General features: G+C 66.1%; 27 protein-coding genes. 15 read left to right on the forward strand and 12 right to left on the reverse strand.

From position 1 onward, the window contains the following. Positions 1-14: 14 nt before the first annotated feature. The gene (locus ACTJK0_RS00715; RefSeq protein WP_440743884.1) at positions 15-731 is read left to right on the forward strand and encodes a GNAT family N-acetyltransferase; all 717 of its coding nucleotides are present in this window, start codon (positions 15-17) and stop codon (positions 729-731) included. Here ACTJK0_RS00715 and ACTJK0_RS00720 read toward each other — a convergent pair. The 6 genes from ACTJK0_RS00720 to ACTJK0_RS00745 form a co-directional block, all read right to left on the reverse strand. Beyond that, on the reverse strand, positions 693-2,219 hold the full coding sequence (locus tag ACTJK0_RS00720) for a DHA2 family efflux MFS transporter permease subunit (protein ID WP_440743885.1): 1,527 nt from the start codon (positions 2,217-2,219) through the stop codon (positions 693-695). The genes ACTJK0_RS00715 and ACTJK0_RS00720 overlap by 39 nt on opposite strands. Before the next feature lie 52 nt (positions 2,220-2,271). Further along, positions 2,272-2,694, reverse strand: a complete 423-nt coding sequence (locus tag ACTJK0_RS00725) for an ankyrin repeat domain-containing protein (protein ID WP_440743886.1) — start codon at positions 2,692-2,694, stop codon at positions 2,272-2,274. Next, a complete protein-coding gene (gene ygfZ, locus ACTJK0_RS00730) occupies positions 2,694-3,776 on the reverse strand; it encodes a CAF17-like 4Fe-4S cluster assembly/insertion protein YgfZ (RefSeq protein WP_440743887.1) in 1,083 nt (360 codons plus the stop codon). Before ygfZ ends, ACTJK0_RS00725 begins: the two co-directional genes overlap by 1 nt. Before the next feature lie 22 nt (positions 3,777-3,798). Then, on the reverse strand, positions 3,799-4,533 hold the full coding sequence (locus ACTJK0_RS00735; RefSeq protein WP_110542087.1) for a flavodoxin family protein: 735 nt from the start codon (positions 4,531-4,533) through the stop codon (positions 3,799-3,801). 17 nt (positions 4,534-4,550) lie between these two features. After that, the gene (locus ACTJK0_RS00740; RefSeq protein WP_110541349.1) at positions 4,551-5,159 is read right to left on the reverse strand and encodes an FABP family protein; all 609 of its coding nucleotides are present in this window, start codon (positions 5,157-5,159) and stop codon (positions 4,551-4,553) included. A gap of 173 nt (positions 5,160-5,332) precedes the next feature. After that, a complete protein-coding gene (locus ACTJK0_RS00745; RefSeq protein WP_440743888.1) occupies positions 5,333-6,100 on the reverse strand; it encodes a permease in 768 nt (255 codons plus the stop codon). 337 nt (positions 6,101-6,437) lie between these two features. Here ACTJK0_RS00745 and ACTJK0_RS00750 point away from each other — a divergent pair, with 337 nt between their 5' ends. The 14 genes from ACTJK0_RS00750 to asd all read left to right on the forward strand — a co-directional run bounded on the left by ACTJK0_RS00750 (position 6,438) and on the right by asd (position 18,704). After that, positions 6,438-7,136, forward strand: coding sequence for a winged helix-turn-helix transcriptional regulator (locus tag ACTJK0_RS00750; protein WP_018769102.1), 699 nt, complete (start codon positions 6,438-6,440; stop codon positions 7,134-7,136). A gap of 33 nt (positions 7,137-7,169) precedes the next feature. Next, positions 7,170-8,138: a mycothiol synthase gene (gene mshD, locus ACTJK0_RS00755; RefSeq protein ID WP_440743889.1), complete on the forward strand. Its 969-nt coding sequence runs from the start codon at positions 7,170-7,172 to the stop codon at positions 8,136-8,138. A gap of 128 nt (positions 8,139-8,266) precedes the next feature. Beyond that, positions 8,267-10,516: an RNA degradosome polyphosphate kinase gene (locus ACTJK0_RS00760; RefSeq protein ID WP_440743890.1), complete on the forward strand. Its 2,250-nt coding sequence runs from the start codon at positions 8,267-8,269 to the stop codon at positions 10,514-10,516. Positions 10,517-10,525: 9 nt separating this feature from the next. Then, positions 10,526-11,497 carry an NUDIX hydrolase gene (locus tag ACTJK0_RS00765; protein WP_440743891.1) on the forward strand — a complete coding sequence of 324 codons (972 nt, stop codon included), beginning with the start codon at positions 10,526-10,528 and terminating at the stop codon, positions 11,495-11,497. Positions 11,498-11,573: 76 nt separating this feature from the next. Further along, on the forward strand, positions 11,574-12,512 hold the full coding sequence (locus ACTJK0_RS00770) for a hypothetical protein (protein WP_440743892.1): 939 nt from the start codon (positions 11,574-11,576) through the stop codon (positions 12,510-12,512). Between the two features lie 9 nt (positions 12,513-12,521). Then, complete coding sequence (locus ACTJK0_RS00775) at positions 12,522-13,325, forward strand: thymidylate synthase (RefSeq protein WP_440743893.1); 804 nt, start codon at positions 12,522-12,524, stop codon at positions 13,323-13,325. Further along, on the forward strand, positions 13,322-13,906 hold the full coding sequence (locus tag ACTJK0_RS00780; RefSeq protein ID WP_110541356.1) for a dihydrofolate reductase: 585 nt from the start codon (positions 13,322-13,324) through the stop codon (positions 13,904-13,906). Before ACTJK0_RS00775 ends, ACTJK0_RS00780 begins: the two co-directional genes overlap by 4 nt. Positions 13,907-13,910: 4 nt before the next feature. Then, on the forward strand, positions 13,911-14,129 hold the full coding sequence (locus ACTJK0_RS00785) for an NF038396 family protein (RefSeq protein WP_440743894.1): 219 nt from the start codon (positions 13,911-13,913) through the stop codon (positions 14,127-14,129). Between the two features lie 118 nt (positions 14,130-14,247). Next, on the forward strand, positions 14,248-15,279 hold the full coding sequence (locus ACTJK0_RS00790; protein WP_440743895.1) for a hypothetical protein: 1,032 nt from the start codon (positions 14,248-14,250) through the stop codon (positions 15,277-15,279). 19 nt (positions 15,280-15,298) lie between these two features. Beyond that, the gene (locus ACTJK0_RS00795) at positions 15,299-15,940 is read left to right on the forward strand and encodes a hypothetical protein (RefSeq protein ID WP_440743896.1); all 642 of its coding nucleotides are present in this window, start codon (positions 15,299-15,301) and stop codon (positions 15,938-15,940) included. Next, positions 15,937-16,347 carry a hypothetical protein gene (locus ACTJK0_RS00800; protein WP_440743897.1) on the forward strand — a complete coding sequence of 137 codons (411 nt, stop codon included), beginning with the start codon at positions 15,937-15,939 and terminating at the stop codon, positions 16,345-16,347. Before ACTJK0_RS00795 ends, ACTJK0_RS00800 begins: the two co-directional genes overlap by 4 nt. Before the next feature lie 136 nt (positions 16,348-16,483). Continuing rightward, positions 16,484-16,900, forward strand: a complete 417-nt coding sequence (locus ACTJK0_RS00805) for a hypothetical protein (RefSeq protein WP_440743898.1) — start codon at positions 16,484-16,486, stop codon at positions 16,898-16,900. A 205-nt stretch (positions 16,901-17,105) separates the two neighbouring features. Continuing rightward, positions 17,106-17,528, forward strand: a complete 423-nt coding sequence (locus ACTJK0_RS00810; RefSeq protein WP_440744012.1) for a hypothetical protein — start codon at positions 17,106-17,108, stop codon at positions 17,526-17,528. A gap of 45 nt (positions 17,529-17,573) precedes the next feature. Beyond that, positions 17,574-18,704: an aspartate-semialdehyde dehydrogenase gene (gene asd, locus ACTJK0_RS00815; protein WP_440743899.1), complete on the forward strand. Its 1,131-nt coding sequence runs from the start codon at positions 17,574-17,576 to the stop codon at positions 18,702-18,704. Between the two features lie 58 nt (positions 18,705-18,762). On the opposite strand, the gene ACTJK0_RS00820 is transcribed toward asd, so the two are convergent. The 6 genes from ACTJK0_RS00820 to ACTJK0_RS00845 form a co-directional block, all read right to left on the reverse strand. After that, the gene (locus ACTJK0_RS00820) at positions 18,763-19,740 is read right to left on the reverse strand and encodes a hypothetical protein (RefSeq protein ID WP_440743900.1); all 978 of its coding nucleotides are present in this window, start codon (positions 19,738-19,740) and stop codon (positions 18,763-18,765) included. A gap of 149 nt (positions 19,741-19,889) precedes the next feature. Then, on the reverse strand, positions 19,890-20,993 hold the full coding sequence (locus tag ACTJK0_RS00825) for a winged helix DNA-binding domain-containing protein (protein WP_440743901.1): 1,104 nt from the start codon (positions 20,991-20,993) through the stop codon (positions 19,890-19,892). A 35-nt stretch (positions 20,994-21,028) separates the two neighbouring features. Beyond that, positions 21,029-22,096, reverse strand: a complete 1,068-nt coding sequence (locus tag ACTJK0_RS00830) for a UDP-N-acetylmuramate dehydrogenase (RefSeq protein WP_440743902.1) — start codon at positions 22,094-22,096, stop codon at positions 21,029-21,031. Between the two features lie 61 nt (positions 22,097-22,157). Further along, entirely contained in the window at positions 22,158-23,432 is a 1,275-nt protein-coding gene (locus ACTJK0_RS00835) for an MFS transporter (protein WP_440743903.1), read from the reverse strand. Between the two features lie 10 nt (positions 23,433-23,442). Then, positions 23,443-23,880 carry a MaoC family dehydratase gene (locus tag ACTJK0_RS00840; protein ID WP_440743904.1) on the reverse strand — a complete coding sequence of 146 codons (438 nt, stop codon included), beginning with the start codon at positions 23,878-23,880 and terminating at the stop codon, positions 23,443-23,445. Between the two features lie 2 nt (positions 23,881-23,882). Then, the gene (locus ACTJK0_RS00845; protein ID WP_440743905.1) at positions 23,883-24,344 is read right to left on the reverse strand and encodes an FAS1-like dehydratase domain-containing protein; all 462 of its coding nucleotides are present in this window, start codon (positions 24,342-24,344) and stop codon (positions 23,883-23,885) included. Positions 24,345-24,399: the final 55 nt, after the last annotated feature.

Below are 24,399 nucleotides of genomic sequence, written 5' to 3' on the forward strand. Positions count from 1 at the left end.
CCTAGGCTGGGACCATGACACTCGATCCCGGCTCTGCGGCCATCATCCAGCTGGCGTGGGCACGCCGGCTGGGCCTTGACGACGACGCATTCGGAGACGCGCTGGCCTCTGGCGAACGGATAGTCCGCGCCGACGAATCAGCCCGGACCGTGGAGTTCGTGCGGTTGTTCGGAAGCTCCGCACTGGTGGGCCCGCAGGCCGTCATCGACGCCGCAGCGGACATCCCCGACGAGGAAATGGCCCACCACGTGACCCTCCTGAAGCTGACCCGGGAGCGGGGCGGCCACGGGCTCGGGGCGGCAGCCCTGTTCTTCGCGGACGACCTGCCGCTGCAGCAGCCGTCCGAAGAACTGACGGTCTCGCACGGAAACCCTGAGGCGATTGAACTGGAGGGCCGCTGCCCGCCGGACGACGTCAACGAAGTGGGGCTTTCCGACCTCGAAAACCGGTACACCATCGTCCATGAAGTCGATGGCAGGCGGGTCCCCCTCGCCTGTGGAGCTTATGGCGAGTGGGAAGGCCTGCTCGGCAACATGGGGGTCCTGGTGGATCCTGAGTGGCGGCGGCAAGGTCTTGGGGGCCTGGCGGGATCCATCGCCGCCCACGAGGCACTGGCGGCCGGGCTGACGCTGCAATGGCGTGCAGACGTCAGCAACACCGGCTGCCTTGCCCTCGCCCGGAAACTGGGGCTCTCAGCCGGCGGAATCCAGACCAGCGTCCACCTTCGGTGACGCCTGGCCCTGCCCCGGGCCTCCCCAGTTCTGGACCGGCTTGGGCTTGGCGAAGAACAGCGCAACGGCTGCCGCAACCAGCACCACTGCGGCGGGTAGGAGGATCGACTGGGCCATCGCCGTCGAAAACCCTGTGTGCAGGAACTCCGGAAGCGTACCGCCGCCCATGCCCATGCCCTCACCGGATGGACCGCCCGGGCCGCGGGACGGGAGTTCGGCCGCCAGCCGCGACTGGATAAGGACAGCGATCGCCGCGCTGCCCAGCACGGCACCGAACTGCCGGGTGGTGTTGTAAACGCCGGAGCCCGCACCGGCCTGGCGCGGCGGAAGGTTCCGGGTTGCGGTGGTGCTCAGCGGAGCCCAGATGCCGGCGTTGGCGAAGCCCAGCACGGCGCTGGGAAGTAGGAACAGCAGGATGGGGGTGTCCGGCTGCATCAGCAGGCCGTTCCACACCAGTGCCACCGCCATGAGCGTCAGCCCGGCGGCGGCCAGGTATTTGGGGTTGACCCGGTCCACGATCTTGCCCACCACGGGTGCCATGCCACCCGAGATCAGCGCCATAGGCACCATCAGCAGTGCCGACTGGGTGGGCGTCAAGCCACGGACCAGCTGGTAGTAGAAGATCAGGGGCAGGCTGAAGGACGTCACGGTGAAGCCCACCATGGTGATGCCCAGATTGGCGAGGGAGAAGTTCCGGTCACGGAACAGTCCAAGGGGAAGCAGCGGCTCGCCCTTGTTGAACCGCTGCCACGCCACGAAGGCCGCGAGGATGACAAGGCCGGCGATGATGAGGCCCCACACACTGATCGGCCCGGTGATGGTGCCCCAGTTGTAGGTCTCGCCTTCCTGGATGCCGAAGACCAGCAGGAAGAGCCCGACGGCGCTCAGCAGCACGCCGGGGATGTCAAACCGGTGTGGGTGGGTGCTCAGGGCCGGGACGTTCCGCATGGCCAGGATGAAGCCGACGACGCCGATGGGAACGTTGATGAAGAAGATCCACTCCCAGCCCAGGCCGTCCACCAGGACGCCACCCAGGATGGGCCCCACCAGGGTTGCCATTCCGGCGGTGGCACCCCAAATGGCCATGGCGGCGCCGCGGCGGTCGGGCGGGAAGATGCGGGTGATGACAGCCATGGTCTGGGGCGTCATGACCGCCGCGCCGATACCCTGCAGCACGCGCGCCACGATAAGGGTTTCCACGTTCTGGGCCAGGCCGCACCACAGGGAGGCGAGCGTGAACACCACCAGTCCCAGCAGGTAGAGCCGCTTGGGCCCAAACCTGTCACCCAGCCGGCCGGTAATGAGCAGCGGCACGGCGTAGGCCAGCAGGTAGGCGCTGGTCACCCAGATCACCGAGTTGATATCGGCGTTCAGGCCCTCCATGATCCGGGGATTGGCGACGGACACAATGGTGCTGTCGATCAGGATCATGAAGAACCCGATCACCAGGGACCACAGTGCCGGCCAGGGCTTTTCTACGTCTTCCATCCGCTCATCCTTCTGAAGTTTTGTTGAAGAGCCGGGCAGGGCCCGGGTGGCGTTAGCCCAGGAGGTCCAGAATTTCCGTGCGGGCGAACATTTGCGCGGCGGCCCGTGCCGATGGCGCACCGGCGTCCGGATCCGCGCCGGAATCCAGCAGGACCCTGGCCACGTCCGTGTAGCCCTTGAATGCCGCGCCGGCCAGCGGGGTCTGTCCCCGGTCATTGGCGGAGTTGGCGTCGGCACCGTGCCGCAGGAGCAACTGAACGGTGCCGGCGTGCCCGTGGTAGGCGGCGAGCATGAGCAGTGTGTCCCCCGCGGAGTTTGTCAGGGTGGCGGGAACTCCTGCGTCCAGGTAGGCACCCAGCATCCCGTCGTTGCCCTCGCGGGCCGCCTGGAAAAGCGTGTGGGCCAAGGCCAGGGCGTCGTCGTGCCCTTCCCCTGCGCCCGTCTGCCCGCCCTCGGTTCCGGCGTTCTCAATCATCAGCGTGGCCCCCTCAGGAATCCGGTTTGGCGCCCCACAACCTGGCCGGCGTCCGGGGCGACGATGAGTTCCTGGGCGGCGGGATAGGGTTCATCGCCGTCCAGGACCGTCAGTATCTCATCCGGGGCAACGGAACGCTTTATGACTGCCAGGGCAACGGGACCCATCTCGTAGTGCTGGGCGACGGACGTCACCGTTCCCACCTTGCGTTCCCCAGCCATGACCGGACTTCCGGCCGCGGGCAGGGTGTGCTGCGAGCCGTCGAGCTGCAGGAACACCAGCCGGCGCGGCGGGTGGCCCAGGTTGTGGACGCGGGCAATGGTTTCCTGCCCCTTGTAGCAGCCTTTGGCCAGATGGACGGCGGTGCGCAGCAGGTCCAGCTCGTGCGGGATGGTCTTGTCGTCCGTCTCGGCGCCGATACGGGGGCGCCAGGCGGCGACCCGGAGGGCCTCGGCGGCGAGCATGCCGGCCAACGCGCGCCCGGCGACGGCGTCCTCAAGCCCGGCGGCGGGGATGAGGTACTCGAACCAAGGGCGCTCAAGCCCGGGATGGTTCTCCTCGGAGACGGTGGCGTAGGAGAATCCGCCGGCGGAGACGTGCGGCCACGGGTCCTGCCAGGCGAGGTGGCCGGACCATTCGGGGACGGCACGTGTGCTGCCCACGACGGCCCAGTCCGCCGAGACGTCGGCGATCTCCACCCGCAGCATGAACTTCATGCGGTTGAGGTACTCGGCAAGCGGGGCGGCTTCGGCAGCCTCCACGATCAGCCAGGTGGTCCCGCCGTCGTCCACCACCCGCGCGTCGAACTCAATGCGGCCCTGGACACTGAGGAGCAGCAGTTCGCTGGACTCGCCGGACTGCAGGCCTGCCACCTGCTGGGAGGACAAGGTGTTCAGCCAGCTCAGCCGGTCCGGACCCGTGACGGTGACCACGCCGCGGTGGGCAAGGTCGACGACGGCTGTTCCGGCGGCGAGGGCACGCTGCTCGCGCAGGGGCTCACCGTAGTGGGCGGCAACACCGGCGTCAGGGCCGGTGGCCTCGACGGCGCCGGGGCGCGACAACAAAGGGCTGGGCGTAGTCATATGTAGTAGAAGTCCTTGGAAGCTAACGGTATTCCGGGTTTTCGAAACCGAAATGCGTGCCGGCCTTCCACTCGTTCGGCAGGTTGCCGTAAGCGGGGTAGCCGCCCGCGTCCTTCAGTGTCCTGGCCAGGTGCAGGAGGTTCCAGGTCATGAAGGTGGTGTTGCGGTTGGTGAAGTCGGACTCCGGGCCGCCGGACCCTTCATCCAGGTAGCTGGGGCCGGGTCCCACGGGACCAATCCAGCCGGCGTCCGCCTGCGGCGGGATGCTGAAGCCGATGTGCTGCAGGCTGTAGAGGATGTTCATCGAGCAGTGCTTGATGCCGTCCTCATTCCCCGTGATCAGGCAGCCGCCCACCTTGGGATAGAAGGCCCACTGCCCCTTCCCGTTCAGCTCACCGGAGTGGGCGTAGAGCCGCTCGATCAGTTTTTTGGTCTGGGACGAGTTGTCACCGAGCCAGATGGGGCCGGCCACCACCACGATGTCTGCGTCCTTGACGGCGGGATAGAGTTCCGGCCATTCGTCAGTGGCCCAGCCGTGCTGCGTCATGTCCGGGTAGACGCCGCTGGCGATGTCGTGGTCCACGGTACGGATCACCTTGGTGCTGACACCCTGTTTTTCCATGATCCGGCGGCTGATTGCGATCAGGCCGTCCGTGTTGGATGTCTGCGGTGATTTCTTAAGGGTTCCGTTGAAGAAGACGGCTTTCAGTCCGCTGTAGCCGCCTGGCGTTCCTGCTGGTTCCGTGCCGTCTTCCATCATGGGCCCTTTCCGGATCAGGAGACTCTGTGCAGGAAAGCGGAGGCGTGTGCCTCCAGCCCTTTTCCGCCTTCTCCCCCAGTAGCAACGTCCCACCGCCACAAAAGGTTGCCGTCCACCAGGCCGAAGATCCGGGTGGCGGCACTGTATTCCTTCGAGTGGCTGCCGCGCATCACCATGTCGGTGCTCAGCTGGATCTGTGGGCCCTTGATCTGGCCGTAGTACAGCTCCGTGATCCCGCCGGGATGCGCGATGGAGACGGAGATGTCGAAACCGCCGTCCTTGTTGCGCAGCGCTTCGACCTCGTCGGCACTCTTCAGCACCGGCACGATGTCCGCAGGCACCAGCCCGGGGCCGCCGTCGGCATCGAGCTGCTTGCGCTCGAGCGCCCAGAACCCCGTCTCGACGGTGAGCGGCCGCAGGCGGGTCCCTTCGTCGTCGGTCAGCCAGCTTTCGGCGCGGTACTGCAGGTACGGCAGGCCGTTGTGCGTGAAGGAGACGTGCTGCAGGAAGTGTTCCGAGTCCTCGTCGCCGCTGCCCAGCCGGCCGCGGCCCTCCCACTCACCGATGAGCCACGAGAGGGGGACGAGTTCGGGAGTCAGATCTGTTGGAATCTCAATGGGCATTGGCATTACCTCGAGAAACGGGCGACCCTGCGAAAGGGGTGGCTACTTCTGGCCCTTGAAGAGGCGGTAGACCACAAAACCGGCGAACCAGGCCATGGACAGGCTCGCGATGCCGAGCAGGACAAGGAAGAAGATTTCAAAAGCAAGTACGGACATGGTGCCATCCTAACCCGTTAGTAGATGAGTAGTTTGTCTATGAAGTACGCGAGGGACCCCACGGCCGAAACCGGTGCAAGGCCCATGCCGAGGGCGGCCAGGATGTCCAGCGGTGCGCCGCGAAGCGTGGCAAGCCTGCGGAAGCTGGCCAGGACCGCGCCGACTATGACCCCGAACACCGCAGCGGGCAGGACGGCGATGTCCGACAGGACCAGTCCGGCGAGGGGTCCGGCCAGGCCGGCAAGGACAATTCCCAGCGGCGCGATGATGCTGTCAGGCCACCGGATGAGCCCGGCCAGCAGGGCCACGGCCGCGCTGACCGCCGCTACCAGCAGCATTTCGCGGACCCCGTTGAAGCGGGCGCCGGCGATCCAGCCTGCGCCGAGGCAGGACAGCAATACACCGGCGCAGCATCCGAGGGTGGATTCAAGGCGTTGCGCCTGGCCGGTGCCGCGGATCAGCTGCACCACGAAGACGGCCATCATGCCCAGGGCCACGAAAGCCGGCGTCCAGTCAAGGTAACCGGGAGCAGGGGTCAGCGCCGCAGCCACCGCGGCAGCGGCGCCGGGCAGCGCTATGACAGCCGCGAGGGTCTTCCTGGCCGGAATGCGAAGGAAATGGGGCCACCCGATGCCAACGGCCGCGGCGATCAGGATGCCAACCACCACAAGCGCCTCCGGCGAGGCATAGACCCCGGCGATGATGGCGATGAGCCCGGCAATTCCCACGGCACCCACAGTCCAGGAACCGAGCGAGCGCGCAGGTGCCTGCAATTCCGCGGTCATGCGGGGCCCGCCCTGTGCTTCGTCGGTGCACTCACTGCGCTTTTTCCCATCCTGGCGTCGGCCGGAAGGCTGGTCCGCCCCCCGTGGCAGGGCTGGTGGGCCCTGGTTCAATCCTGCCTTATATGAACCTCATATGTCGCAAAACGGCCCCGTCCGCGGCGCGGATCTGTGGTCCGGAGGACCCCGCCGGGTATACTCAAAGTTCAGCTAAGCTCCCTGCCGGGGCTGCTGTCCGACGGCCTGCTGTCGGACCTCAATTCCCTGCAGGAAGCCAGTACCGGCCGGTGAGAATCCGGTTCAGTCGCCCAATGATGCGCGGACGGCCCTTGGAGGAACAATGTCGCACATCCTGTTACTGACCAACAGCACCGGATCTTCGGTCGACATCCTGCCTGCCCTCGAATTGCTGAACCATCGGGTCCATATCCTCCCGGCCGAGCCGACTGCCCTCCTTGAGACGGACCCCTGCGACATCGTCCTGCTGGATGCGCGCAAGGACCTGGTGGGCGCCCGCTCCCTTACACAGCTCCTGAAAGCCACCGGCCTCAGCGCGCCGCTGGTCCTGATCCTGACCGAAGGCGGCATGGCTGCCGTTTCCTCCGCGTGGGCGGTTGATGACATCGTCCTCGACTCCGCGGGACCCGCTGAGGTGGAAGCCCGCATCCGGCTGTCCGTTGCCCGCGCGGTGCCCGAGCAGGAAGACGCACCCAGTGAGATCCGTGCCGCCGGCGTGATCATCGACGAGGCAAGCTACACGGCACGGGTCAACGGGGCGCCGCTGAACCTGACGTTCAAGGAGTTCGAGCTCCTGAAGTACCTGGCACAGCACCCGGGCCGGGTGTTTACCCGCCAGCAGCTGCTGACGGAAGTCTGGGGCTACGACTACTACGGCGGCACCCGGACGGTGGACGTCCATGTGCGGCGCCTGCGCGCCAAGCTCGGTGCGGACCACGAGAACCTGATCAGCACCGTCAGGAACGTCGGTTACCGCCTGACTCTGGTGCGCCAGCAGGAAGACGAGCTCACCGAGGCCTGAGCCTGGACCGCCAGCGGCGTATAGCCTTGGCTCATGACTCCAGCGCATCCGCAGAAGTGGCCCGTCCAGGTTGTCCGGGGCGGGGTTGACCAGCAACTCCTGAAGGACTGCCGCGGTGTGCTCGCCGCGGCTGAGGAATCGGACGGCAACCCGTCCATCTCCGAACAGACCCTGGTGACCATGCGGGCCGGTGATGCCGGCGCCCACACACTCCTGACGCTGGCCCTGTATGCCCCTGACGAGGACTCAGACCCGTCCACAGGCCAGGACCTGGCGGGCTTCGCCGTCGTGGTTGACGAGCCGGACGGCAACGGGGTCCTGGAGATCGCGGTGCATCCTTCGTACCGGAACCAGGGCGTTGCCGACCGGCTGGTGGGTGCCCTCAAGGAGGTCCGCGGCTTTGACGGCCTGAAGGCATGGTCCCACGGCAACCACGAGGCCGCGGCCGACCTTGCCGCCCGGTACGGCTATGCGCCGGTGCGTGAGCTGTGGAAGATGCGCATGACGACGGCGGGCGCGGACCTTCCCGACGCCGTTCTTCCGGATGGGGTGGCAATCCGCACCTTTGTGCCAGGCCGGGATGAGGACGCCTGGCTGGCTGCCAACCGCGCGGCGTTCGCCCACCACCCGGAACAGGGGAACCTGACACGGCTCGACCTTGAGGCGCGCATGACGGAGGACTGGTTCGATCCTGCGGGGTTCTTCCTGGCCGAGGACCGGGATGGCCGCCTGCTGGGCTACCACTGGACCAAGGTCCATCCCCGGCACGGCGAACACCCGGCGATCGGCGAAGTGTATGTTGTGGGCGTGGCCCCGGAGGCCCAGGGCATGGGCCTGGGCCAGGCGTTGACCATCGCCGGTATCAAGCACCTGCGCGACTCGGGGCTGAACGCGGTCATGCTCTACGTGGATGCCGATAACGCCGCGGCGGTGGCCCTGTACCGGCGGCTGGGGTTCACCCGCTGGGATATGGACGTTATGTACGGCCCGGCCGGCGCCTAGGCAGGGCCGCGGGAACATTCCCGGCCCGGTGTAAAACAAGGGCCGGGGGCCGGGGAATGCTTGTAAGGTTGAAACCGGACCATGCGGGGCGGAAACGCCGGCACAGAGCGCCAGCTAAAGGAGAAGTCATGAACCCGGAAGCCACCGGAACAGCCACGTCCAAGGATGTTGCGGTGCCAGTACGGGCCCGCTTCGGCTCATCCGAAGTACCTGCGTCCAGGGCCACCCAGGACCGCATCGACATTCCGGAGTTCGCCCCGAACCTGCAGCCGGAGGGTGACATCCGGCCCGACCGGTTCCTGGACCGCGAATTGAGCTGGCTCGCCTTCAACTCCCGCGTTCTGGAGCTGGCGGAGGACCCCACCCTGCATCTGCTGGAGCGGGTCAGCTTCCTGTCCATCTTTGCGTCCAACCTGGACGAGTTCTTCATGGTCCGCGTGGCCGGTCTCAAGCGCCGCATCGCCACGGGCCTCGCGGTGCCCTCCCCCGCAGGCCTGAGCCCGGTTGAGGTGCTCGAAAGGATCAGCGAGGAAGCCCACCGGCTGCAGGAACGGCACGCGCAGGTCTACGCCGACCAGATCCGCCCGGCCCTTGCCTACGAACACATCCACCTCATGCACTGGGAGGAGCTGGACGACACCGCCCGGCAGCAGCTCAGCGTCATGTTCGCGGAGAAGGTCTTCCCCATCCTTACTCCCCTGGCGGTTGACCCGGCCCACCCCTTCCCCTATATCTCCGGCCTGTCGCTGAACCTTGCCGTCGTGGTCAGGAACCCCGTCAGCGACAAGGAGCTGTTCGCCCGCGTCAAGGTCCCGGACCAGCTCCCGCGCCTGATCTCCATCGACGGTCCGCGGGCCGGCGCGGTCCCCGGCCGGGTGGCCCGCTTCATCGCGCTTGAGGAAGTCATCGCCGTCCACCTGGACAAGCTGTTCCCGGGCATGGAGGTCCTGGAGCACCACACCTTCCGCGTCACCCGCAACGAGGACGTGGAGGTGGAAGAGGACGACGCCGAGAACCTCCTGCAGGCATTGGAAAAGGAACTCCTTCGGCGCCGCTTCGGCCCTCCGGTCCGGCTGGAAGTCACCAACGACATCAATCCCAACATCCGGGCACTGCTGATCCGCGAACTGGGTGTGGAGGAGTCGGAGGTGTATTCGGTGCCGGCTCCGCTGGACCTCCGGGGCCTGTCCGTGATTGCCGCGATCGACCGCGCGGACCTGCACTACCCCAAGCACGTCCCGCACACCTCCCGGTACCTGAACGAATCCGAAACGTCCAAGGCCGCCAACGTTTTCGCCGCTATGCGCCGCCGGGACATCCTGCTCCACCACCCGTACGATTCGTTCTCCACCTCGGTGCAGGCGTTCCTGGAACAGGCGGCATCCGACCCCAAGGTCCAGGCCATCAAGCAGACCCTCTACCGCACCTCCGGCGACTCCCCCATCGTGGACGCCCTGATCGACGCCGCCGAGGCCGGAAAGCAGGTCCTGGCCCTGGTGGAAATCAAGGCCCGCTTCGATGAGCAGGCCAACATCTCCTGGGCCCGCAAGCTGGAGCAGGCGGGAGTCCACGTGGTGTACGGCATCGTGGGCCTGAAGACGCACTGCAAGCTTTCACTGGTGGTCCGCCAGGAAGTGGACGGGCTCCGCCGCTACTGCCACATCGGCACCGGCAACTACCACCCCCGCACGGCCCGGTATTACGAGGACCTTGGCCTGCTGACAGCCAACGACCAAGTGGGCGAGGACCTCTCCAAGCTCTTCAACCAGCTCTCCGGCTACGCACCAAAGTCCACCTTCAAGCGGCTGCTGGTGGCGCCCCGGTCGGTCAGGTCCGGGCTTATCGACAGGATCGAGACGGAGATCCGCAATGCCCGGGCCGGTGTGCCGGGACTGGTGCAGATCAAGGTGAACTCCATGGTGGACGAAGCCATCATCGATTCCCTGTACCGCGCCTCCCAGGCCGGGGTGAGGGTGGATGTGGTGGTTCGTGGCATCTGCTCCTTGCGCCCGGGCGTTCCAGGCCTCAGCGAGAACATCACCGTCCGCTCCATCCTGGGCCGCTTCCTGGAGCACTCGCGCGTGTTCGCCTTTGCCAATGGCGGCGATCCTGTGGTGTACATCGGTTCGGCCGACATGATGCACCGCAACCTGGACCGCCGGGTGGAGGCCCTGGTGCAGCTGGCCAGCCCTGACGACATCACCTACGTCCTGGACCTCCTGAAGCGGTACATGGACCCGGAAACCTCCAGCTGGCACCTCGACAACGAGGGCCGCTGGATCCGGCACCATCTCTCCGAAGACGGGAAACCGCTTGAAGATGTCCAGTCCTGGCTGCTGGCGTCCCGGCCGCGGCAACGCAGCCTGAGCCGGCGATAGGCAGCCGCTTTGTCGAGTGATGCACTTGTAGCCGACCAGACCGACCACCCCGGGGAACCCGTAGCCGTGACCGCTGCGGGTGCCATCCCCTGGCGCGTCAACAAGGACCGACTCGAAGTCCTGCTGATCCACCGGCCCCGCTATGACGATTGGTCCTGGCCCAAGGGAAAGATCGACGCCGGCGAGACCGTCCCCGAATGCGCAGTCCGCGAGGTGTGGGAGGAGATTGGCCTCCAGGCACCGCTGGGGATACCGCTGCCGCCCATCCATTACCACGTGGCCTCGGGCCTGAAGGTGGTGTACTACTGGGCCGTCAGGGTCACCAACGGCACCACGCTGGTACCGGACGGCAAGGAAGTGGACAGCGTCATGTGGTGCGCGCCGGAAAAGGCGGCCCGGCTGCTGTCCAACCCCTCCGACGTCGTACCCCTTGAATACCTGCGGGACGCGCATGACCAGGGCACGCTGGACACATGGCCCCTGCTGGTGCTCCGGCATGCCAAGGCCAAGCCGCGCTCGTCCTGGAGCAAGGCGGAAGGCGAGCGCCCGCTGGCGGCCACCGGAAGCAGGCAGGCGCAGGCCGTCGGACGGCTCCTGCAGGCCTGGAAGCCGATGCGGGTGGTCACCAGCCCGTGGCTGCGCTGCGTTGCCACCGTGGCACCCTATGCCAAGGCCAGCGGCGCGAAGGTGAAACTGGCGGAGGGGTTGACCGAACACAAACACCAGCGCAGCCCCAAGAAGACGGCGGCCGTGATCGAAACACTTTTCGACAAGCAGCGGGCCGTGGTGGCCTGCACACACCGGCCCGCCCTGCCCACCGTCCTCAGGCAGCTGGCCACGCACATGCCGGCACACCTGGCGAATCTCCTGCCCGCCCGCGAGCCGTACCTGTCGCCGGGCGAGGTGGTGGTCTGCCATGTGGCCTGCGGTGGAAGGAAACAGGTTGTGGCAGTGGAGCAGTTCAAGCCGTTCGACGACTAGGCCGGCACCAACGCCTTGACCCGGGCGCCTTATCAGCCTTGACTTAGGGAACGACGCACAGTTCTGGGGGGATAACGTGCCGGCTTCCACGACCACTGATGTTTTTGATGTTCCACCAATAGCGGTCCTGTGGCCGATCCTGCTCGCCGGCGGGGTGTACCTCGTGCTCCGATCCCTGATCCGCGGCGCCCGGGGCCGGGTCTTCCCCGCAACAGCGTCCCGGCATGCTCTTTGCGTCGGAGTCATTGGCTGGCTGGTAAGTTCACTGCTGCCGGCTGCCAACGCAGGCATCCTTCCGGTTCCGGGAATTCCCAAGGCGGCTGTTGAGATCCTGCCCTCGCTCGCCTGGCCGGTCCTGGGCTGCCTGGCTGTACACAGCCTTGGGCAGCTGAGCTACCCTCGACCGAAGTCGCTGCCCGGGCAGCCGCCCGGACAGGCGCCCCGGATCCGCGATTTCCTGCCCCTGCGGCTCGCCTGGACGGCAGCCGCCATCTTCGCTGTAGCCGCTGCCCAGATCGTGTGGACGTCCAGTCTGCCAGGTTTCGCGCCTCAACCTTACGGGTCACGTCCGGACGGCGAAGGGGGCTTTGCCACCTATGGCGGAGAAGGCCGGGTTGCTGGGGTGGAGCTGGCGATGTACCTGGGCGGGGCGTTGTTCGTCCTGGCTGTGGGAACCCTCGCCGTACTGCTGCTGATCAGCCTGCGCCCGCCGGTGGACGGACTCACGCCCGGACTTGACGGCGTCCTGCGGACCATCGCCATGAACCGGTTGCTCCGCACGGTTGCCACGATCGCCTCCGGACTGGCCGCCATTGCGGGGAACCATGCTGCGCGGCCCGATCCTGGTTCCGGGATCGCCGGCTGGATCAACCCTGCCGGAGCCCTGAACCTGGCAGTCCTGCTGGTGATGCTCCTCTGGCCGCCTCCCAAACTGGCGGCCCCGCAGCCACAGCGAAGGGCACTGGCTCCCGGCGCGGCGGCGTATCACCGCCGGCCAAACTTCTTCAGACAGTAGACTTGGGGCGTGAGCATCCCAACGCCTTATGAAGACCTCCTGCGCGATGTCCTGGCCACCGGCACCCATAAATCGGACCGTACGGGCACCGGAACCACCAGCGTTTTCGGGCGCCAGATCCGCTTTGACCTTTCTAAGGGCTTCCCGCTGATCACCACCAAGCGGGTCCACTTCAAGTCCGTGGCAGTGGAGCTCCTGTGGTTCCTGCGCGGAGAGACCAACATCAAGTGGATGACGGACCAGGGCGTGACCATCTGGAACGAGTGGGCAGACGAAGACGGCGACCTGGGCCCGGTCTATGGCGTGCAGTGGCGCAGCTGGCCCACCCCGGACGGCGGCCACATCGACCAGATCGCTGAACTCATCGAGAACCTGAAGTCGAATCCGGATTCCCGCCGGCACATCGTCTCCGCGTGGAACGTCTCCGAGCTCAACGACATGGCACTCCCGCCCTGCCACGCGTTCTTCCAGTTCTACGTGGCCAACGGCAAGCTCTCCTGCCAGCTCTACCAGCGGTCCGCTGACATGTTCCTGGGCGTACCGTTCAACATCGCCTCCTACGCCCTGCTTACGTGCATGATCGCCCAGCAGGTGGGCCTTGAACCCGGCGAATTCGTCTGGACCGGCGGCGACGTGCATATTTACGAGAACCACATGGACCAGGTCCTCAAGCAGCTCGAACGCGAGCCCTACGAATACCCGCAGCTGAAGATCACCCGCAAGCCCGCGTCCATCTTCGACTACACAGTGGAGGATTTCGACGTTGTGGGCTACCGGCACCACCCCACCATTAAGGCACCGATCGCCGTATGAGCACCGAAAACTTCACTGATCCGCAGTCCTTCTCGGAGGAACTGGCCGCATCGATCACCGGCGTCGGGCTGGTGTGGGCGCAGACGTCCGACGGGGTCATCGGCAAGGACGGGGACATGCCCTGGCACCTGCCCGAGGACCTGAAGCACTTCACCCGGCTCACCACCGGGCACCCTGTCATCATGGGCCGCAAGACCTGGCTGTCCTTCCCGGACAAGTACCGTCCCCTTCCGGGGCGCACGAACATCGTGATCACCCGGCAGAAGGACTGGGCAAACACGCCTGAAGCGGAGGGCGCCGTCGTGGTCCCCTCCCTGGATGACGCGCTCCTTGAGTCGCAGTTCGTCGACGGCGGCGAGACGGTGTGGATCCTGGGCGGCGGCGACGTCTTCAGCCAGTCCACAGACCTCGCCAACGTTGCGGTGGTCACCACCATCGACGTGAAGGCCGACGGCGATACGTTCGCCCCGGAGCTTGGCCCCACATGGGAGGCCTCCGCTTCCGTCCCGCCGGACGGCTGGCTGACGGCCGACAACGGCACACGCTACCGATTCACCAAATGGACCCGGACGGAGGGCTAGGAACATGCTGAAGAAACCGGAAACCCTGTTCGTCCTGGGCTACATGCTGCTGCCGCTCCTCGCGCTGCTGTCCGCGATCGTGGGGCTCACCATGATCCTGGGCGGCAACAAGATCGCCGGCGCGATCGTGCTGGTTGTCGTCACCCAGGTCTTCACGTTCGGAGCGTTCTTCGCGCTGCGCGCGCGGAAGGCCGCCGTGCTGGAGCAGTCGGAGCAGCGTTAGCTCCACCCGGCTGGTTCGTTGCATGGGGAGACCGCCCCATCGCGGCCGGCCCGCTGCTGCCCTAGGCTGGGGCACCCAGCACACTGGGGGCTGTTGAAAGAATATTGGGGGAATCCTGGTGGCAGGAACTTTGTGGGGCGCCGACGTCGAGCAACTTCGGACCCTCGCGCAGCAGTTCAGCAAGACGGCGGACCTGCTGCAGCAGCAGTCGACGCAGCTGAGCAGCCAGATCAACAACAACCCGGCCTGGAAGGGCGCAGACGCCCAGCGGTTCCGGTCTGACTGGAACACCAGCCACCGGGCCCTTCTTCAGCAAACCGCCTCCCGGCTGCAGCAGGAATCCAAGCTGCTGCTGAAGAACGCTGACGAGCAGGAGAAGGCGAGTACCAACGGCTCCGGCGCAGTTCCAGGCTCCGGCAGTGATGGATTCCCGGCCGGTCCTGCCGGCACGCCTTACGCGCCCAACCCATGGGGCCCGGACTGGCTGGCCAAGGGTTCTCCGTTCCGCGACGGATGGGGCCTGCGCAGCCAGGTCAAAGCAGGTCTGGATCTTCCAAAAAGCGTTTTCGGTTTGGCGACGATGGCGTCTAAAGGGTTGGACGACTTCACTGATGCGGCACGCTGGGCCAAGCTCCCAGCCAACAGCGTCACCTATAACCTGCTTGATTCAGGGACAGACCTACTTGGGCTGAAGAATCTCCAGAAATACGTCCCGGCGCTCAATCAGTTCGACGGATTCTTCAAGGAAAGCACCTGGCTGTTCAAGGGGCAGGGACCGGTCCTGGAAAGCCTTGGGAAGAGCGGATTGGGCCGTGGCCTGGGGTGGGCCGGGGTGGGCCTGAACGCGTTCGACACTGTCGGTGCCCTTGCCGCGGGAAAGACCGATGCTGCCTTGTGGTCCGGCGCGAAGACGGCGCTTGGTGTAGCCTGCTTCCTTCCGCCGCCAGCTGGTACGGTCTGCACGGTAGTCAGTGCAGGAATCGCAATTTATGAAATACCCGCGGTCAAGGAATTCGTAAATGGCGCGGCCAGTAACGTCGCGGACACGGCGGCCGGTGCGGTTATGGACCCCGGAAAGTTCGTCCAGGACACCGGAAAGAATCTGGCGGAGCTTGGCAAGTCAGCGGCCAGCTTCCTCGGCTTTGGCTAAATCAATCGAAGGACAACTCGTGACAACCAGCACCGCCTCCACCGGATCTTCGGACACAGCTGTCGGTTTCGGCTTCGCCGAACTGGCCTACATCATCAGAAGGTTTGATACCGATGCCGCGGGAAAGTCGGCTGAGGTCCTTCGGCTCCAAGAGGAAGTCCAGTCCGATCGGATATGCGTTGCCGGAGGTTCTTCCCTTTTAGCCCGGGGTTTTGCGAGCGTTGGTGAGGATCTGGAATTGGAAGGCCCGGCGGCGCCCACGGCGTATGCATTGTCCAAGGCGGACCGCTGGACCGAGATCAGTCTTGTTGACGATAGGAAGACCGACACCGTTGTGCACGTGGAATCCGACAAGGTGTCGCTGCTGATGCAGCCCAGAACCCTTGGTACGTGGTTCATCTTCGCCCAGGACCCCGACATCAATGGTGCGGACGCCCAGCTTTCCCTCATCGAGGAGCACATCCGGAACCATCCGGAGGGCACCGCATTTATCCGGGTGAAGTCGATCTCCCGCGAAGACCACCTTCTCATCAGGCCCGATGGCTCGGGCTGGGCGGTCGCCAAAGTCGTCGATCCAACAGCGGACGTCGAAGAAACCACGGGCCTGGACACGGCAGCGCTGCTTGCTTCGATTCGGCAAACGCGTGGAGAAACGCGATGAGCGACAAGACATCCGAAAATCAGCCTCCGGCCCGGCGCAAGGGATACTACAGGCGGCAGATCGAGCACGAAGCCGCCAAGCAGGGACTCACTGTCGAGGAATACGGGGTCTACAAGGGCGACGCCGGAAGTGCCGTCAAACCCGTCAATTCCGCGGGCGGACTGCTGTTCCTCGCCGTCCTGATATCGCTGTTCTCCGCCGTCGTCGTCGGCGCCGCCATCATTCTCCTCAGCGGCGAGGGAGTCACCAACTGGGTGGAATTCGTCGTCGGTTGCACGATTGCACTGGTCCTGGTGCCAACATCGTGGGCTTATTACTTCAAGGAGCGCAAGGCAGCGCGCCTGAGGAAGGCGGCAGGAAAGACCCTTCAGCCGCCAACCCGCCGCTCGAGCAGGCCGGACTGGTAGGAAGACTGGAAATGGAGGTATCGATTTGGAATCCAGCAAACATCGCCATCACCCGCGAACACTTCCCCGAGAGCACGCACCCGTTTACTGGGAGGCTTCGCCGACGCCCCCGCCAACAACAAGGACGTAAGCGGCCTTGATTTACAGCTCAGACCAGGAGCGGCACAACGATACGGTCTACGCCGAGCACAAGGCAGCGCTCGCACGGGGCGAGAAGCGCGTTCTGCGCAGGACAAGTACGGGTCAGCTGCACAGCTATCCCGGCGACGAGATCGGCTTTTCTCCGGGCCGGGGCCAGGCACAGGTCCGGAGCTGGTGGGGCATGGGAATTGTGTCCGCCTTTCTCGGGCTGATCTTCATTGGCTCCATGGTGCTGTTCATCGCCTCGTTCAGGCAGGGCACGGCCCCTGAGTGGGGCGCACTGTTCGCAATTGCCCTGGGTGGCTTCGGGGCTTGGTACACGTTTGGCTTGGCCAGGGACGAGTACCGGGCCAAGAAGTTGCGCAAGGAGCGCAATGCACCAGAGCCCGGCGCAGGACATGTGAACCAGTGATTCCCCGAACAGGCTCCGGCTGCCTGCGGCTTCCCGATACTGCACAAGTCATCTAGGCAATGGTGGACCGTCCGTACTTCTACGCAACCGGCATGGGCGCGCGGTCCACGCCTATACGAAGGACGAATGGGGTATCGGCGTCTCCCAGCCATCCGGAAACTACTCGGTCCATACGGCCACAGGGCTCGTTGTCGTGACGGCCCTCATGACCATTCCAGCCCTCGGCGCACCCCTGATGCTGATCGTCGCACTTGCCAGCCTCAACGTAATTATTGTCATTTTCGGACTCCTGGGTACGGTCCTCTTCACCGGAGGCTGGCTAATGGGTGTCCGCAGCCTTCGCCGCGAACTGCGGGCGTCCAAAAAGCGCAAGCTGAAAGGGCCAGGCTCCATCCACTCAAGCGCCAGCAGAAGAGCCGAGGCTTTGATTTACAGCTCAGACCAGGAGCGGCACAACGATGCCGTCTACGCTGAGCACAAGGCTGCGCTTGCACGGGGTGAAAAACGGGTGCTGCGAACCACCAGCACGGGCGAACTGCACAGCTACCCCACGGGCCCCGCAGCGGCGCACCGCCGACCGCCCGGGTATGTGCCGCCGTCGTACCTTGCCGACCTGCCCGGGGCGTGACGTAACCGACTGCGTCCTGCCGGATGCGAAGTCTAAACTGGACCAATGACTACAGCAGCTACCCCTTCCGTCGGCCTGGTCGGATGGCGCGGCATGGTCGGTTCCGTCCTCATGCAGCGCATGCAGGACGAGGGCGACTTCGCCAACATCAACCCGGTGTTCTTCTCCACCTCCAACGCGGGAGGTGCCGCGCCGTCGTTCGCTGACGGCGCCGGCAAGCTCGAGAGCGCGTTCGACCTCGACACCCTGGCCAAGCTGCCCATTATCGTCACCGCCCAGGGCGGCGACTACACCAAGCAGGTCCACGGCGACCTCCGCAGCCGCGGCTGGGACGGCCTCTGGATCGACGCTGCCTCCACCCTGCGCATGAACGATGACTCGATCATCGTGCTGGACCCTATCAACCGCGACGTCATCGACAAGGGCCTGGTCAACGGCACCAAGGACTTCATCGGCGGCAACTGCACCGTTTCCTGCATGCTCATGGGCCTGGGCGGCCTGTTCAAGAACGGGCTGGTGGAGTGGGGAACCTCCATGACCTACCAGGCTGCCTCCGGCGGCGGCGCCCGGCACATGCGTGAGCTCCTCAGCCAGTTCGGCACGCTCAACGCTGAGGTCAGCACGGAACTGGACGACCCGGCGTCGGCCATCCTGGACATTGACCGCAAGGTCCTGGCCCACCAGCGGACCGACATCGACGCCACCCAGTTCGGCGTCCCCCTGGCCGGCTCGCTGATCCCCTGGATCGACGCGGACCTGGGCAACGGTCAGTCCAAGGAAGAGTGGAAGGCCGGGGTCGAAACCAACAAGATCCTGGGCACCTCCGAGGAAAACCATGTGATCATGGACGGCCTCTGCGTCCGCATCGGCGCCATGCGCTCCCACTCCCAGGCCCTGACGCTGAAGCTCCGCGAGGACCTGTCCGTGGCCGAGATCGAAAAGCTGCTGGACGAGGACAACCAGTGGGCCAAGGTGGTTCCGAACACCAAGGAAGCCTCCATGGCCGCGCTGACCCCGGTGGCCGCCTCCGGCACCCTGGACATCCCGGTGGGCCGCATCCGCAAGATGGAAATGGGCCCGCAGTACATCAGCGCCTTCACCGTGGGCGACCAGCTCCTCTGGGGCGCCGCCGAGCCGCTGCGCCGCATGCTCAACATCGCCACCGGCAACCTGTAACCCTACAGCTGCCTCACGAGCGGCCCTTGCCCGCATAACCGTTGCTGCCCGGCACCGGTTATGCGGGACGGGGCCGTTTCTGTGTTCCGGGGTGCCCCGCCAGGAACGCATGCAGCCGGTGCCGCAGCTCTCCTGGCCGGTCCAGGTGATTCCAATGGATCCGGAAGATGGCCCATCCGAGCTCCTGCAATGCATTCTCCCGGCGCCGCTCCGCGAGCAGCACGTCGGCAGCCGGCTTGTAGTCCGTGTACTTGGCTGCCCCGTCGAACTCGATGATCACCTGGGCCTCGTGGTCGGCGAAATCTGCCCGGAAGAGGCCCTCACGGGTGGGGATCTCGACTTGCGGTTCGAACATACCCAAGCCGAAGGACCGAAGCAGCAGCCTGGTCCGTGTCTCCCCCGCAGATTCGGATCGTGCATCCAGGACATTGAGCAGATCAGTGGCACGCCTGCCACCGCGCACCGTGGGGCTTTCGTCCAGCAAGTGCCGCATTGTGTCAATGGATGCGCCTTTGCGGAGCGCGTAGTCACCGATAACGGCTGCCTTGTCGAGGGGCAGGATCCGGGCGCAGTCCAGGACTGTTCTTTCCATCGAGGTGGTCAGGATCTCCCGGCCGTCAGGTGTCCACAATGAGGCCAGCTCGTGTTCCGTGAGCGGGAATCGGTGAGTCCGGACGTCCCGGCCCGCACTGGATCTCGAGTTGGAATACTGCGTTGTCACGTGGACCAGCGCCCCACTCGCCCAGACGGTGCAGCAATGCAGCAAAGCCGCGCTAACGTGGCTGTACCGGGAGGCGCCCCCGGTCGACTCGAAATGCGCCATGACGCGGAGCTTGTCACGGTCCCACGGCTTGAGGGCATTCCAGTGCGCACTGCGGACGTAGGCTCCCCGCCGCAACCGGAGCAGGCCACCGCTCGTGACGGCCGCCGTCACCACCCGGTCGTCCAGCCCAGCAGCCGCCAGCTGGTGCGTTGACGCAACCACTCGATCGGGCCATCGATCATCTACCAGGGCCCGCGCAGCATTGGAGTTCATCCCTCAAGGGTCGGCGGCGGACACCGGCAGCGGCAGCATCGGACCCCGCTATGTGGATGGCCACCAAGATGAGCGGCCCATGCCCGCATGACCGTTGCTGCCCGGCACCGGTTATGCGGGCAAGGACCGGTTATGCGGGCAGGAGCCAGTCAGGTGGCCAGGAATCTCGTGTACCGGCTGGCGGCCTTGGCCAGGGCGGCCTGCGCTGCCGGACCAAGGGGACGGGCTTCATCGAAGAGTTCGGGTACGACGGCGGCACGCGGCCCGGTGCCCTGCAGCGCCCAGGTGCCCACCACCTTTCCCGCCGCGACCACCGTCTTCTTGAAGACGCCGTTCCCGCCGGGCACGATCAGGTCGGAGTGCTCCGGTGCCAGGACGAGGCTGCGGTCCGTGTAGCCGAGGACGAACTCATCGAAACCGGGCAGCAGGTGGACAGACCGCGCACCCGGAAGGCCGGAGTCCAGCAGGGCCGCCACCTCCGCTGACAGCCAATAGCTGGTCCCCTCGAACTCCAGCTCCACCAATTCGTCACGGACATACTCAAACGCAGCGCGCACCTCGGTCAGCGGCAGCTGCGTCCACCAAGCGAAGTCGTGGAGGGTGGCCGGCCCATGGCTCCGGAAGTAACGCCTCAGGAACTCGGCCAGGGCCTCCTCCCGCTCCAGGCTCCGGGACGACGGAATCCACTCATCAAAGGCCGCGATCAGCTGCTGGTTGCCGGCCAGGGGCCCCAGGACCAGCCAGCCGTGCCGGCACAGCGAACCGAGAAGGTGGATACCCCGCTGGCCCTGCGTCGGCTGGCCGCCGTCTTCGAAAACCTTGAACAGCCCCGCCCTGCTGATGGGTCCGTCCGCAAGGATGCGGTCCAGCGCCAGGTCCCGGGCCTTCTCTACATCCGCCCACGTAATCTCCAGCTGCCGGTGGCGCGCCGCGATACTTCTGGTGAGCCGTTCCGCGGTCAGGTCCAGCATCCACCGCAGGTCCTCGGGGGCCACCAGGTGCAGGGTGCCGCGCATGGGCCAGGAGCGCACCACTGTCCCGGCATCGATGGCAGCCCGGACATCGGTGATTCCCGCGCCCGGGACGCGGACACCCACCGCCCACAGGGCCGCGGGCAGGTCCTGCGCCTGCATGGCAGTCATCCACCGGATCAGCTCCGGCACTGAGGCGGCACCGTCCCCTGCGAGCCGCTGGGAGGACAGCCGGAGCCGTCCCATCATCCTGCCGTCGCGGAGGGAACCATGTGCAGCCATGGGCCCATCCTAGGCCCGGTTACGGCCTCGGGTGACTAGAGTTCCAGGCCGATGAGCAGCGGCTCGGGGTGGAGCCGGATGCCAAAGCGGTGTTCGACGCCGGCCCGCACTTCCCGCGCCACCGCCACCATGTCGGCGGCGCTGGCGGAGCCCCTGTTGGTGATGGCCAGCGTGTGCTTGGTGGACAGGGAGGCCCGGCCACCGGCCACGCCGCCCGGTTCCAGGCCGAAGCCCTTGCCGAAACCTGCCTGGTCGATAAGCCAGGCGGCGGAGAGTTTCACCATCCCGTCGCTGCCGGCCGGGTAGCGTGGTGCCGTTTCCGGCAAGCTGTCCGCGACGCCTGCGGGCACGATGGGGTTGGTGAAGAACGATCCGGTGGAGTAGGTATCCCGGTCGGCGGTGTCCCAGACCATGCCCTTGGAGGCGCGCAGCCGAAGCACTTCCCGGCGGACGTCGTTGGCGTAGGCGCGCTTGCCCACCTCCACGCCGAGCGAACGGGCAAGTTCGGCATAGCGGATGGGTGCGCTCATCCGTCCCAGGGGCAGCTGGAATTCCACGGTGAGGACCACGTACCGGGGCGAACCGTTGACGGTGGTCTGCTTGAGGATGGAGTCCCGGTAGCCGAACTTCAGCTCCGAGTTGGTGAAGGTCTGGACGGCGTTGCGCTCACGGTCCCAGGTGCGGACGGCCGCGATGGTCTGGGAAACATCTGCCCCGTAGGCGCCCACGTTCTGGACAGGCGTGGCACCGGTTGACCCGGGGATGCCGGACAGCGCCTCGATTCCGGACCAGGCGTGACGTACCGCGTGCTCCACCAGCCTGTCCCAGTTGTGGCCGGCCTGCACCACCACGGCAACTCCCCCGCATGAGTCCTCGGCGTTGACGGTGAACCCCTCAGAGGCGATCCTGATGACAGTCCCGGGGAACCCGTCGTCGGACACCAGGAGGTTGGAGCCGCCGCTGACGATCAGGACCTCTTCACCGGCCGCATCCGCGGAGCGGACCGCGTCGATGATCTCAGCCTCGGTGCGGGCCTCGATGTACTTGCCGGCAGGGCCGCCGACGGCGGAGGTGGTCAGGGAGGAAAGGAGCGTGGAAGTCACCTGTCCACGTTACTTGAAAAGTTACTGCGTTGTACTGTGCGGACGCAGTACAACGCAGTAACTAGGCCAGCTTCCGGGCCACCGGGGACAGCACGAAGCTCACCGCGAGCATCACCATCACCGCAAGCAATGAATGCAGGATACCCACATGCTCGGCCAGCAGCCCAAGCAGCGGCGGACCGCACAGGAACGCGGCATAGCCGATGGTGGACACCACGGACACCCGGGCGGCAGCCATGGCGGGGTCGTCGGCCGCGGCGGACATCCCCACCGGGAATCCCAGGGATGCTCCCAGGCCCCACACGGCGAGCCCTACGTAGGCAAGCCACGGCACCGGCGCAAAGACGAAGACGCCCAGTCCCAACACGGCCATGGCAGCGCACCAGCGCATCACGGGAACCCTGCCGAACCTGTCCAGCATCACCGTCCCGGCGAACCGGCCTATGGTCATGAACGTGACGAACAGCCCGTAGCCCGCGGCACCGGCAGCATCGCTCTGCCCGTGGCCGTCCGCCAGGGCCAGGGCCACCCAGTCCCCCGCGGCGCCCTCGGCCAAAGCCAGGCCGAGCACCAGAACGCCGAGCAGCAGGGTCCGGCGGTCCCGCCATGCCTGGGCAATCTTGCGCTTGTTGTCCAGCGGCACCTCCGCCGCACCTGCAGCCGGGATCACGGGGATGGGCCCGGTGCTCGGGTCCTCGAAGTTGTCCGGGGAGTAGGCGCGCTCCCCCGCCACGGGAGTGATGTCTGCCCGGAACCAGGACGCCGCGGTAGCCACGGACACGGAAACGACGGCGCCTGCCGCGGCCAGGTGCCAGAACACCGGCAACGATAAGGCGGCAGCGGCGGCACCCAGTCCCGCGCCTGCCACGGTTCCCAGGCTGAACGCCCCGTGCAGCCGGGGCATGATGTGCCGGCCCACCGCGCGTTCCACCGCGGCACCTTCCACATTGGACGCGGTGTTCCAGCTTCCGGTGCCCAGGCCGATGATGGCGAGGCCGATTGCGGTGGCCACCGGGCTAGCCAGCACAGTTGTGCCAAAACCGGCGGCCAGCAGGCCGACGCCCACCATGATGCTCCCGGTCCGGATGGTGCGCTTGGACCCCAGCCGCAGGACGATCAGCCCGGAGGCAGAGACGGAGGCAAAGGAGCCCAACGTCATGCACAGCAGGATGACGCCGATGTTGCCCGGGCTGAGGTCCAGGGCATCCCTAATGGCGGGAAGCCTGGACACCCAGGAAGCGAATGCCAGGCCACTGGCCCCGTAGGCCACTACGACGGCGTTGCGCCAGTGGGTGACCTGGGCGGCAGTTGCGGTGGTGGCTGCAGGAGTGGTCAAAAGTTGCGGCTCAGGACAGTTTGACGAGGGCCTGGGCCTTCATCAGGACCTTTTGCCCCGCCGCAACCACGGTGAGGTCGACGCGCGCAGTGCCCGCATCGGCGTCGAGCTTTCCGATGGTTCCGCTGACCTCGATGGTGGCCCCGGGCTGGCCGGTTCCGGTGGTGTCGGTGACCAGGACCGGCTTGGTAAAGCGGGTCTGGAAGTCGACGACGGCGGCCGGGTCGCCTGCCCAGTCAGTCACCAGCTGGACGGCCGAGCCCATGGTGAACATGCCGTGCGCGATGACGCCGGGCAGTTCCACGCCGGTGGCGAAGGCCTCGTTCCAGTGGATGGGGTTGAAGTCCCCGGAGGCGCCGGCGTACTTGACCAGGTCGGTGCGCGTGACGTCGATGGTGCGGCTGCCGATTTCCTGGCCGGCGCTGAGTTCGTTGAAGCTGGGGCTCATGGTTACTGTCCCTCTCCGCGGACCAGGATGGATGACGTGGTGGTGGTGACGGGTTCCCGCGAATCACCGGAACCAAGGGCGAAGATCTCCGAACGCGTGGTGATCATGGCGCCGCCGCCCATGGCCCGGACTCCGTCGACATGCAGTTCCGCGACGAGGCGGTCCCCGGCAACAATGGGCCGGTGGTGGGTGAAGCGCTGGTCGGCGTGGACCACCCGGGAGAAGTCGATCCCCGCGTCCGGATCCTCGATGAGCTGGGCGTCGGCCCGCTGGGCGATGATGATCGCGAAGGTTGGCGGTGCCACCAGGTCCGAGTGGCCCAGTGCCTTGGCTGCGTCCACGTCGAAGTGCGCCGGGTGGGTGGCCTTCACGGCGCGGGCGAACTCACGGATCTTCTCGCGGCCGACGTCGTAAACCTCTGCGGCAGGGTAGCTACGGCCCTGCAGGTCCGGATTGATAGTCATGGATTCCAGCCTATCGCCGGCCGTAGCTGAACAAGTTGCGCAACCCGCTGGTATG

Source organism: Paenarthrobacter sp. 22069, from assembly GCF_052046035.1.
Lineage (GTDB): Bacteria > Actinomycetota > Actinomycetes > Actinomycetales > Micrococcaceae > Arthrobacter.